This is a genomic window from Treponema sp. Marseille-Q4130 (assembly GCF_014334325.1).
Lineage (GTDB): Bacteria > Spirochaetota > Spirochaetia > Treponematales > Treponemataceae > Treponema_D.
In genome coordinates this window covers 158,248-169,864 of the sequence record NZ_JACSET010000008.1, presented here as the reverse complement: position 1 = coordinate 169,864, position 11,617 = coordinate 158,248, and the positions used below count along the sequence as shown (strand labels likewise).

10 protein-coding genes are annotated in these 11,617 nt (G+C 47.4%); 7 read left to right on the top strand and 3 right to left on the bottom strand.

Features of this window, described 5'->3' with window-relative positions:
* The 4 genes from H9I36_RS09960 to H9I36_RS09945 all read left to right on the top strand — a co-directional run.
* The coding region (locus H9I36_RS09960) for a carbohydrate ABC transporter permease (protein ID WP_187385203.1) at positions 1–611 on the top strand (611 nt) is incomplete at its 5' end.
* Between the two features lie 2 nt (positions 612–613).
* On the top strand, positions 614–1,459 hold the full coding sequence (locus H9I36_RS09955; RefSeq protein WP_187385202.1) for a carbohydrate ABC transporter permease: 846 nt from the start codon (positions 614–616) through the stop codon (positions 1,457–1,459).
* Positions 1,460–1,643: 184 nt separating this feature from the next.
* Positions 1,644–1,826: a hypothetical protein gene (locus tag H9I36_RS09950; RefSeq protein ID WP_187385201.1), complete on the top strand. Its 183-nt coding sequence runs from the start codon at positions 1,644–1,646 to the stop codon at positions 1,824–1,826.
* Between the two features lie 17 nt (positions 1,827–1,843).
* Positions 1,844–2,278 carry an ABC transporter permease gene (locus tag H9I36_RS09945; protein WP_187385200.1) on the top strand — a complete coding sequence of 145 codons (435 nt, stop codon included), beginning with the start codon at positions 1,844–1,846 and terminating at the stop codon, positions 2,276–2,278.
* 111 nt (positions 2,279–2,389) lie between these two features.
* On the opposite strand, the gene H9I36_RS09940 is transcribed toward H9I36_RS09945, so the two are convergent.
* The 3 genes from H9I36_RS09940 to H9I36_RS09930 form a co-directional block, all read right to left on the bottom strand.
* A complete protein-coding gene (locus H9I36_RS09940) occupies positions 2,390–3,178 on the bottom strand; it encodes an ABC transporter ATP-binding protein (RefSeq protein ID WP_187385199.1) in 789 nt (262 codons plus the stop codon).
* A gap of 3 nt (positions 3,179–3,181) precedes the next feature.
* Complete coding sequence (locus H9I36_RS09935; RefSeq protein ID WP_187385198.1) at positions 3,182–4,144, bottom strand: ABC transporter permease; 963 nt, start codon at positions 4,142–4,144, stop codon at positions 3,182–3,184.
* 77 nt (positions 4,145–4,221) lie between these two features.
* Complete coding sequence (locus H9I36_RS09930) at positions 4,222–5,157, bottom strand: ABC transporter substrate-binding protein (protein WP_187385197.1); 936 nt, start codon at positions 5,155–5,157, stop codon at positions 4,222–4,224.
* A gap of 567 nt (positions 5,158–5,724) precedes the next feature.
* On the opposite strand from H9I36_RS09930, the gene H9I36_RS12945 reads away from it, so the two are divergent.
* The 3 genes from H9I36_RS12945 (at position 5,725) to htpG (ending at position 11,454) form a co-directional block, all read left to right on the top strand.
* Positions 5,725–8,001: an InlB B-repeat-containing protein gene (locus tag H9I36_RS12945; RefSeq protein ID WP_187385196.1), complete on the top strand. Its 2,277-nt coding sequence runs from the start codon at positions 5,725–5,727 to the stop codon at positions 7,999–8,001.
* A gap of 175 nt (positions 8,002–8,176) precedes the next feature.
* Positions 8,177–8,992: an Rpn family recombination-promoting nuclease/putative transposase gene (locus H9I36_RS09920; RefSeq protein WP_187385195.1), complete on the top strand. Its 816-nt coding sequence runs from the start codon at positions 8,177–8,179 to the stop codon at positions 8,990–8,992.
* A gap of 374 nt (positions 8,993–9,366) precedes the next feature.
* On the top strand, positions 9,367–11,454 hold the full coding sequence (htpG, locus tag H9I36_RS09915) for a molecular chaperone HtpG (RefSeq protein WP_187385194.1): 2,088 nt from the start codon (positions 9,367–9,369) through the stop codon (positions 11,452–11,454).
* The last annotated feature ends 163 nt before the right edge of the window (positions 11,455–11,617 follow it).

Here is an 11,617-nt window from a genome sequence, read left to right as displayed (position 1 = left end):
CGTTATTATTAAACACAAAATATATATCCGATTTTTTTAAATATTTATTTAGAATATTCTATATATTACCTTGGATATTTACAGCAACGATTATAGCAGTTATATGGAGATTGCTATTGAATCCAAATGGGGTAATAAATTATGTTATTTCGTATTTACACATATCAAAATCAAATATAGAATGGTTTTCTTCCTCAAAATGGGCGCTCCATGCATTAACCTTTGTAAATATTTGGGCAGGATACCCTTTTTATATGGTAAGTATTTTAGCCGGCTTGCAAAGTATTCCCAAAGACTACTATGAAGCAGCTGTTATCGATGGTGCAAATATCGTTCAGCAATTTGCCGTTATTACAATTCCGCATCTCATTCCGATAATATTGAGCATCGCTATGCTTGATTTTATTTGGACAATGCAAGTGTTTCCTCTTGTTTGGATGGCAACGGGCGGAGGTCCCATACATGCTACGGAAATGCTAAGCACTTTTACCTATAAACTCGCTTTTAGTAATTATAAGTTTTCATTGGCTGCAACAAGTGCTGTTATTATTCTTATATTGTCTCTCTTTATGGCGTTCTTTTATGTAAAGAAACAAAAAATACGAGGATAAAGATGGGTAAGTCTATAAAAAGAAATAATTCGTTAGCTTCGGTTTTAGTCTGTATCGCATTACTTGCCGGATTGGTATACGCCTCGTTTCCTGTTTTCTGGATGTTTTTTTGTTCGCTAAAATCGAATACGGAAATCTTCTCACTTCCTCCTAAATTATTGCCGAAAATGTTTACCTTAAGTGCATACAAAGCTATTTTTTCAAATTCTATCAAACTCAGATATTTTTTTAATAGTTATTTTGTTGCGCTATCGGTGACATTTTTGACATTGATTATAGGAATTCTTGCGGGATATGCTTTCAGTAGATTTTCGTTTATAGGGAAAAAGTTTTTAAATATATTTATTATAACAACACAAACAATTCCGCCTATCACATTACTCATTCCTTATTTTGGAATGCTCGTTTCTTTTCGTTTATATAATACATATTTTGCACTGATTTTTACCTATATGGTTTTTACCCTGCCCTATGCCGTTTTAATGATGACAGGATACTTCAATACATTGCCGAAAGAATTGGACGAAGCTGTTCTTGTTGACGGAGGTTCTTGTTTTCTTGCGTTATGGAAAGTTTTAGTGCCTGTTTCAATACCCGGAATTATAGCTACCGGAGTATACACTTTTTTACTTTCGTGGAATGAATTTCTATTTGCTTTGACGCTGACAAAAACCAACGAAATGAGGACGGTTCCTATCGGAATACAGCAGTTGATGGGACAACACGCATACGAATGGAACGAAATGATGGCTATGAGTTTATTGGGATGTCTGCCTGTTTTACTTATGTATTTGTTTGCTCAAAGATACTTTCTTGATGGAATGACTGCGGGTTCAGTGAAAAGTTAGAATAAGAAGAGTATGCTTATCCGGGATTCCGCATTATAAATAAAAATATGTGGGATCAAGGTGGTAAATCGTAAAAACAGCTTCATACTTACAGAAGGTAAGATTATTTCCTATTGAAGAGCACGCCGCTGCCGTTTGCAAAGCGTTCCAAGCTAAAACCGGTATCAAAACCAATTATGTGCGCATGAGCGGCGGTGAAATCTTTGCCATAATCAAGGCCGAAAACGAGAACCCTCAGGCGAACGTATGGTACGGCGGCGGTTCTCTTACCTTTATCGAAGCGGAAAACGAAGGTTTGCTCGAACACTATATCAGCCCGGAAGCGAAAGTTATCCCTGCTCAGTTCAAAAAAAAGAAAGCGTTTTAAGCGGCAAAAAATTTTCGTTGCAAGCCTATACAAGTATTTTTAGAAATGCGTACGATCTGGGCATCATCTCCAATACATTGATTTTGGGCATCGTCGTTGCGCTGCTCGGAACGGTTGTCGCGTTTATCTTTGCGTATGCGACCACGTACCTCGCCATACCGCACAAGCGGATTTTTAAAATCTTTTCGATCCTTCCGATGGTATCGCCGCCTTTCGTCATTTCTCCGGCGTTTATTCTCCTCTTCGGACGAAGCGGTCTCATTACGTATAAATTGTTAGGAATACGTCCGGACATATACGGCTTTTGGGGATTGGCCTTTACGCAGGTGCTGTCGTTTTTTCCGACCGGCTATCTGATGCTCACCGCGATGCTGCAAAACATCGATCCGTCGATCGAAGAAGCGGCATGTATCAGCGGCACCGGCATGAAAAAAGTTTTTTCACATACTTGAACATCAGTAAAACCTGTGCCGTGTGTATCCGTGCGTGTGATTCCGCGATTGCAGCTTTGCGCGAACGCACACGGCACTTTTTCATTTACCGCGCCTCTATGCGCGGCCTTTTCACGAAAGCAGGAGACGATCGTTCGCTTCTCCGCCTGCGGCATCGAAACGCTTGAGCAGATCTTCGACGCGCAGATTTTTCTTTTCGTCGCCCCGCACGTCGTAAATGATACGCCCTTCGCTCATCATGATGAGGCGGTTGCCGCAGCGTATCGCATCTTTCATATTGTGCGTCACCATAAAGGTCGTCAGTCTTTCGTCGGCGACAAAGGTTTCCGTCAAATCGAGCACTTTTTTTGCGGTTTTCGGATCGAGGGCGGCAGTGTGTTCGTCGAGCAAAAGCAGTTTCGGTTTTTGCAGCGTCGCCATGAGCAGCGTGAGCGCCTGCCGCTGGCCGCCTGAAAGAAGACCGACTTTGCTCGTCATGCGCTTTTCAAGTCCCAAGCCGAGGAGCGCCAGCTTTTCGCGATAGAGAGCGCGTTCGGCAGGCTGCACGCCCCACGAAAGCGTTCTCCGCTTGCCTCTCCTCATCGCAAGCGCGAGGTTTTCTTCGATCTGCATATTCGCCGCCGTCCCCATCATCGGATCCTGAAACACACGACCCAAGTATTTCGCGCGCGCGTATTCGGGCATACCGGTCAAATCCATGCCGTCGAGAAAAAGAGAACCCGTGTCGGTAAAGTGAATGCCCGCGATAAGGTTGAGCAGCGTCGATTTCCCCGCGCCGTTCCCGCCGATAACCGTGATAAAATCCCCGTCGTCGATTTCGAGATTGATATTTTTGAGCGCGATCTTTTCGGTGATCGTTCCGGGATTGAATGTTTTCGATACGTTGAATAATTTTAACATCGCTTATTTCCCTGCCGTGTCGGTTACGTCCGTATCGCGCGGAACTTCCGCATCCGAAGCATTCGTACCGGGAATGGCCGAACGGCGGCGGTGCGCGACGCTTCCTTTGACGACGGGAACGGAAAGGGAGGCTGCGACGATGATCGCCGTAAACAATTTCAAATCGGTCGATTTCAATCCGAGCTGCAGCACGATCGCGATGACAATTCGATAGATGACCGAACCGAAGACGACCGAAAGCAGCGTATACCAAAACGCAAAGCGCTTTCCGAATACGACTTCCCCGATGATGATCGACGCAAGACCTATAACGATAACGCCCGTTCCCATACCGACGTCCGCGTATCCCTGACTCTGCGCGACGAGCCCGCCCGACAGCGCAACGAAACCGTTTGCAAGCATGAGACCGAGCATTTTCATCGTGTCCGTGTTGACGCCGAGCGCTCTCACCATCCGCTCGTTGTTTCCCGTCGCGCGCATGGCGCTGCCGATTTCCGTTCCGAAAAACCAATACATGAGAGCGACGATACATGCGACAAAAACGGCGCCGACGGCAAGCGAAGCGTTCGCTGCGGTAAAACCGCACTTATCGGTAAAAAAAGTCAACACCGTATTGACGCCGAGCAGCGGCGTGTTCGCCTTTCCCATAATACGGATATTGACGGAATACAAAGCGATCATCGTGAGGATGCTTGCGAGCAGCACGTGTATTTTTATTTTCGTGTGCAAAAGACCGGTCACAAGACCTGCAAGCATACCCGCCGCAAAAGCCGCCAAAAGCGAAAGAAGCGGATGTACGCCGTGCGCGATGAGCACACCGGAAACCGCTCCTCCCGTCGCAAAACTTCCGTCAACGGTGAGATCGGCTATATCGAGGATTCGAAACGTAATGTATACGCCGAGCGTCATCACGCTCCATAAAATACCCACGGCGAGAGCACCGTGCACTGCAAACAACAATCCCATCTTTGCTTAAACTCCGCCGGCGGCTGCCGTGCCGATTATCGATCGTATCCGAAAAGCGAATTTTTCGAACGCTCCCGTTATTTCAAATCGTCGGGAATAGTCATGCCGATCTTCGCTGCCGTATCGCGGTTGACGGCAAGCGTACAGTGTTCGAGATATTGGATCGGCATATCGGCGGGCTTTTTCCCGTTTTTAATAATATCGACTGCCATAGAAGCCGTCTGTTTTCCGAGCGCATAATAATCGATGCCGTACGTCGCAAGCGCACCCCGCTCCACCATGCCTTCTTCCCCGACGATCGTCGGGATCCTGTTTTCGTTCGCAACCTGCGCAACCGTCACGATACTCGATGAAACCATATTGTCCGTCGGCACGTAGATCGCGTCCACTTTACCGACGAGGCTCTGCGTCACCTGCTGCACTTCGTTCGTGCTCGATACCGTCGCGTCGATGTATGCCAGCCCGAGTTTATCGCACTGCGCTTTTGCAAGACCGATTTGAAAGACGCTGTTCTGTTCGCTCGAACAATACAGCATACCGACGGTTTTCGCATTCGGCACGAGACGCTTCAATAAATCGATCTGCGCGGCGCACGGTGTCAAGTCGGACGTACCCGAAACATTCGTACCCGGCGCATCGTTCGATTTGACAAGTTTCGCGCTTTCGGGATCGGTGACGGCCGTAACGAGGATCGGAATGTCTTTCGTAAGATTCGCGACGGCCTGCGCCGCAGGCGTTGCAATCGCGAGGATCAAATCGCTTCGGTCGTTTACGAGCTTTTGTGCGATCGTAACGCAGTTCGCCTGTTCGCCCTGCGCGTTTTCGTAATCGATCGAAATATTCGTTCCGTCGACATAGCCCGCTTCGGAAAGAGCATCGACGAATCCTTTATATGCGGCGTCGAGCGCCGGATGTTCGACAAGCTGCACGATGCCGATTTTAATCGTCTTTTTCGTTTCTTTACAGCCGACCAAAACGCACAGCACTGCAAGTATACCGATCAATCGTTTCATAATCGCTCCCCGCGGAAATACGGCACAGTCCGTGCACCGCGCTCCGCTGTTTCTCTCAATTAATATTATCGTAGAAAACCGTTTCGGATTTTAGGTTATGCAAAATCGTACCCCCGCGCCGGCATTTAGTCAATACGCTTTTTTTACGTATATTTCGCTTGTCAATTCGTATTATATGCCCTATACTGAAAGTATGAGAGAGCGCATAATACAGCATTCCTCCGCTTTCCGCGTAGGTGCGGCCGCCTGTCTGCAATTCTGCAGCAGGGCACTTGACACGCCTCTGCGGCTGCGACAAAATTCTCTGCTTCTCTGCTTCTCTGCTTCTCTGCTTCTCTGCTTCTCTGCTTCTCTGCTTCTCTGCTTCTCTGCTAAGGGCTGATTCCGCTCATCCGCCGCATACCTGTCCGTACATAAGGGACATACAATATAAACTTCGCACAATACGCACGAAGGACTCACCGTCCCCGTGCGTTTTTTTTATATCCGCACGCAAATTTATAATCGGCAATGGATAATTGGTAATCACAAATCACACATTAACAATTAAAACGAGGAGGAGTGTATATGGACTCACACAACAAAAAGGGAGGAGCGGCGCTCGTTACAGCCGCACTTATTGCAACGGCAATGCTGTTTGCAGGCTGTCAGCAATCAACGGGCAGCTCCGGCGGAGGCTCGGACGGAGGAACATCCACGTTCAAAGTAACGCTTGAAAAAACCGTCGGCGGCAATGTAACGGTATCGCCTGCACTGAGCGAAGACGGCATGGTAGCCGAAAATACTGTGCTCACCTTGACGGCAGTGCCGCTTTCAGGCTACGATCTTGAAAAGTGGGAACTCGACGGTGTGGCAGTAAACGGTACTGCGCTTACCTACACGCTCAAAGTTACGGCAAACGCACAGGTTAAGGTATTCTTTAAAACAAACGGAACACCCATTACCGAGCACACGGTAACGCTCACCGCTCCGGTACACGGCACCGTAACGTCAGTTCCTGAAATCCCGTCCAATAAGAAATTGCCCGAGGGCACTGAAATTGTCTTTACAGCAACGCCTAATGACGGCTATACGGTAGATACGTGGACGGTTTCTCCGGGTTCGTTTACCGCAGGCGGCACTGCAGGAAGCGCCACGGCAACGGTAAAAGTTACTGCAGACATAACGGTCGGCGTAACATGTAAGCTTTCAAGCGGAGGCAGTTCGCCTATCGAAGGCGTATGGAAAGCGGTTTCCGCAACAACTGTTACAGGAGGCGTAACGCAAACGGACAATTTTCCCGTTCAGTGCGAGGATCCGGATAATTCCGGTAACACCGGCGCCAAACGGCAGTCTTATATGTGTTTTCAGAGTGGATGGGTGTATAACGCGGATGAGTTTAGCGGTATGTCGGTTCCCGAAAAAAACGGACTTGTCGGTGAAGAGAGCAGCCAATCCTACACCCTTTCGGGAAACACGCTTACTATGGAGGGCACGGAATTTACCGTCAGCTATCCTTCCTCCGGCCGTCTGGAGCTGAAAACGGTTGAAGCAGGCGGCGACAGCCATACTCTGCTGTTTGAAAAAACAACCGACTATACTGCAGAGCAAATATCAGCCGCCCCCGTAACGGGATGTGCCGTGCTTATCCTGAGCAGCGATAAACCCGCCATTAAAGTTCAGGCATATACCTCCGACCACAACCCCGTAACGGTAGCAGGCTGCACTCAAACCTCTCTTGCACACGGGACGGAAACGGAACTGAATGCAACAGGCACACGGGTAGTCCTAAAAGGCAAAATCACCATACTGGAGTGCCCCGACAATCGGCTTGCCGCCTGTAACGTACAAGGTCTAAGTGCTTTGACAAGTTTGAAGTGCACCGGCAATCAGCTTACCGAACTTAACATACGGAACTTAAGCGCTTTGACAGCTCTGGAGTGCGGCCGCAATCGGCTTACTTCTCTTGACGCACAGGGCTTAAGCGCTTTGTACTATCTGTCCTGCGCTGAAAATCAGCTTGACACGCTTACTATACAAGGCTGCACCGATTTGCAAACACTGCTCTGCGGCACGAATCAGCTTACTTCTCTTGATGCACAGGGCTTAACCGCTTTGAAAGAGCTGTACTGCCCCAAAAATCAGCTTGCCACGCTTAACGTACAAGGCTGCACCTCTTTGCAAACGCTGCACTGCTACACCAATCAGCTTATTTCTCTTGACGTACACAATTTGACCGCTTTGAAAGAGCTGAGCGGCGGCGGCAACCGGCTTACCTCTCTTAACGTGCAAGGCTGTACCGCTTTGCAAGAGCTGGGCTGCAGCACAAATCAGCTTACGGCGCTTAATGTACAAGGTTTAACCTTGTTGCAAAAGCTGGTGTGCTACAATAATCAGCTTACGACGCTTAGCGTACAGGGCTTAACAGCTTTGCAAACGCTGCGCTGTAACGGCAATAAGCTTGCCTCTCTTAACGTAAAAAACTTAAGTGCTTTGGAAGAGCTGTACTGCAACGATAATCAGCTTACCACGCTTACTGTACAAGGCTGCACCGCTTTGGAAGCTCTGGAGTGCAACGGCAACGGGCTTACCTCCCTTAACGTGCAAAACTGCACCGCTTTGTACCGTCTGTACTGCGACAGAAATCGGCTTGATGCCCAAACGTTTACAAAAATCTTTGGCGATTTACCGTCGGTTACAATTGGATTCTGTGTTCTTTACACCGAAAAAGCAGGCGTTACCGAAGGCAACCATACCGATTTTACCGCACCGCCGGCACTGCAGAGCGCCTTTCAAAACGCAAAAACGGTAAAGAAATGGAAGATGTATAAATACGATACGGCCGGAGAACCTGTTGAGATGTAATGTGTAATCTCAATGGTTAATGTGTAATGATTAATTGATAATTTAATTACAAATTACAAATTGAATCTACCGCTTTCAAGTTGAGGAGTTCTTCGGCTTGGGGCGGTTTTTTTGTGCGCGGACGTTTTTACAAAACTGCTGAAGCTGTGGTATAATATACGTAGAGGGTTAAAAAGTGCGTAAAAGTTTTGATGAACTGACCATTGCCGACGACTTTATGTTTTGCAAGATAATGCAAGATGAAGAAACTTGTAAAACTTTTCTCGAAATGATATTGGCCGGTCAAATCGGAAAAATCACACACCTGTCATCTCAAAATGCAATAGCCGCAGGATCGGAAGCAAAATCAATACGCTTAGACATTTTAGTCAAAGACGAAAACGGCAAAACCTACGACATCGAAATGCAGGTTGCAAACGAACACAATATCCCGAAACGAATGAGATATTATCAGGCAGCCCTCGATATTTCACTTTTGGATAAAGGCCTTCACTACAAAACATTAAACGACAGCTACATTATTTTCGTGTGTTTGTTTGACGCGATAGGAAAAGGCAAACCGCTCTACACGTTCGAAAACATCTGCCTTGAAGACAGGCAAACACTCTTACAGGATGGGGCGAAGAAGGTTATAATCAATGCACAAGCGTTTATGCAAGCCGAAGATACGGAACTGAAAGGCTTTTTGGAATACTTGAAAACAGGTAAAACAAACACGGAATACACAGGGAGGATAGAAACGATGATACAGGCAGTAAAACACAACGAACAGGCGCGGCAAGAATATCGCATAATGTCGGCACTTGAAATGGACGCTCGAGAAGAGGGCATACAGCAAGGTATCCGGCAAGGCATACAGCAAGGCTTTTCCGACGGCTCGTACCAAAAAGCTCTTGAAACGGCAAAGTTGATGAAACAGGCGAATTGTGAACTTGATTTTATTATGCAGATGACCGGCCTTACCAAAGAAGAAGTGGAATCGATCAGCTGATTTGATTGGTAATCGATAACGTGTAATTACAAATTAAAAAGATGTCATCGACCGGACATCGGATCAAATCGATTTCCGTGAACCGCCGTTTATGTGTGCGCCTCGCGCACGAATGCGGCATTTTAAGGAACGTTTAAACGAGCCGCTGAAATAGCGCGTCTCGTTTAACTTCGAGTTTGCCCTTTCGGCAAACGTCGCTCATCAACTGTGCGCAAGATGCGCACGAATTCAACAGTCTCCAAAATTGATATTTTGTTCGACTGTTGAATTTTAAGGAATGTTTTCCCGCTTGCCGAATGCCGCGCTTTTTCAGTACATTAGAAGTAATCTGCGAATTTTCCGCACCATTTTCCAATTTCTAAAAAGAGGCTTATATGGCAACGTATCAATTTCAAACCGAAGTAAATCAGCTTTTAAAACTCATCATCCATTCGATGTATTCGAATAAGGATATTTTCCTCAGGGAAATCGTTTCGAACGCATCGGACGCGCTCGACAAACTCAAATATCTCACCGTATCCGACGACGCGTTCAAAGACGTGCATTTTGCGCCGCGCATCGACATTTCGTTCGAAGGCGGGGACGAAGGCAAAGAAAGCGTGCTTATCGTGCGGGATTCCGGCATCGGCATGACCGATAAGGATTTAACCGACAATCTCGGTACAATTGCGCGCAGCGGCACGAAAGCGTTTTTTGAAAAATTGAACGAAGCGGCGTCGAAAGATTCGGCGCTCATCGGACAGTTCGGCGTCGGCTTTTATGCGGCGTTTATGGCTGCAAAAAAAATCGACGTATACACACGCAAAGCGGCCGACCCGTCCGGAAAAATTTGGCACTGGTCGAGCGACGGCACGAACTCGTACGATATCGAAGAAGTCGCATGCGACAGCGAAGAAGCGAAAAAATACGGTTTCGATAAAAGCGACGCCTGCGGTTCCGCCGTCGTCATGCATTTGAACGACGAAAGCAAAGAGTACGCGAGCCGCTGGAAGATCGAAGAGCTTATTAAAAAATACAGCGATTATATCGCGTTTCCGATCTATCTTCACTATACGCAAAACAAATACGACGACAAGGGTAACGTTACGTCGAGCGAAAATAAAGTCGATCAGGTAAACAGCGCAAGCGCCCTGTGGAAACGATCGAAGAGCGATTTGAAAGAATCGGACTACGACGAATTCTACAAAACAATGAGCCGCGACGGCGACGACCCGCTCATGTACGTCCACACGCACGCTGAAGGTACGCAGGAATATACGACGCTCTTTTACGTTCCGAAAACCGCGCCCTTCGATATGTATCAAGCCGATTACAAAAGCGGCATAAAACTCTACGTCAAGCGCGTGTTTATCACCGACGACGACCGCGAACTGCTTCCGGCATATCTGCGGTTCGTGCGCGGTATCATCGACAGCGAAGATTTGCCGCTCAACGTGAGCCGCGAAATCCTGCAGCAAAACCGCATCCTCGAAACGATTAAATCGCAGTCGGTAAAAAAGCTGCTCGGCGAATTCAAAAAACTCGGAGACGAAGCCGATAAAGCGCGGAAAAGCGAAAAGCCGACCGACGCCGAAAAAAAAGCTATCGAAAAATGGAATACGTTTATCGCGCAGTTCAACCGTCCGATGATGGAAGGCCTGTACTCGGATTTTGCAAACCGCGATGAGATCGCGGAAATCGTTCGATTTAAAACGACGTACAAGCCGGATGCAAAAGACGGCGCAAGCGATATGGATACTGCCGGAAAAGATGCGGACGCTACAAAAAAAGACGCGGGCACGGCAAACGCTTCCGCTCAAAATGCGTCGGACAAAACTGCCGGCGGCGAATGGACGAGTTTTGCGGACTACGTACAGCGCATGAAAAGCGGCCAAAAATCGATTTACTACATTACCGGCACGGACGAAAAAAATCTCCGTTCGAGCCCGCTCCTCGAAGCGTATACGAAAAAAGGATTCGAAGTTTTAATAATCGCAAGCGACATCGCGGACATCGTTATTCCCGCGCTCGGAAAATATAAAGACTTCGAATTGAAATCGGTGAACAGGGCGGGAAGCGACGACGAACTCGGCGTCGATAAAGCCGACGCCGAAAAAAAAGAAAAGGAATTCAAACCGATCGTCGAAAAGATTAAAGAAGCGCTCGGCGACAAAGTCAAAGAAGTAAAGCTCAGCAAGCGCCTTTCGGACAGTCCGTCGTGCATAGTCGTCGATGAAAACGATCCGTCCTTCCAAATGGAACGCATGATGAAAGCGATGGGTCAGACCGGCGTCGACGTAAAGCCTATCCTCGAAGTGAATGGCGATCATCCGATCGTGCAAAAGCTCAAAGACACCGACGACAAAGAACGCATCGCGGATATTTCTTTCGTACTGCTCGATCAAGCGCTGCTCGTGGGCGGCGAAGAGCTGAAAGATCCCGCCGATTTCGTAAAGCGCATAAACAATCTTTTGAGCAGATAGAACCCTCTTCGCAAAATGCGGCATTGCTGAGTACATCGGCCTTCGGCAATGCCGCGTTATTGTTGCTTCGCTACCTCATATTTTTATGTCATTTTACACTCGATATTTTTTTATGTCGATATTTTTTTATGTCAATAGTTTTTTTTATTGACAACTCGATTTT

Excerpts from the sequence above, each read along its gene's own strand:
- H9I36_RS09955 (WP_187385202.1), top strand. The coding sequence starts at position 614 with ATGGGTAAGTCTATAAAAAGAAATAATTCGTTAGCTTCGGTTTTAGTC.
- H9I36_RS09950 (WP_187385201.1), top strand. The coding sequence starts at position 1,644 with ATGAGCGGCGGTGAAATCTTTGCCATAATCAAGGCCGAAAACGAGAAC.
- H9I36_RS09940 (WP_187385199.1), bottom strand. The coding sequence starts at position 3,178 with ATGTTAAAATTATTCAACGTATCGAAAACATTCAATCCCGGAACGATC.
- H9I36_RS09935 (WP_187385198.1), bottom strand. The coding sequence starts at position 4,144 with ATGGGATTGTTGTTTGCAGTGCACGGTGCTCTCGCCGTGGGTATTTTA.
- H9I36_RS09930 (WP_187385197.1), bottom strand. The coding sequence starts at position 5,157 with ATGAAACGATTGATCGGTATACTTGCAGTGCTGTGCGTTTTGGTCGGC.
- H9I36_RS12945 (WP_187385196.1), top strand. The coding sequence starts at position 5,725 with ATGGACTCACACAACAAAAAGGGAGGAGCGGCGCTCGTTACAGCCGCA.
- htpG (WP_187385194.1), top strand. The coding sequence starts at position 9,367 with ATGGCAACGTATCAATTTCAAACCGAAGTAAATCAGCTTTTAAAACTC.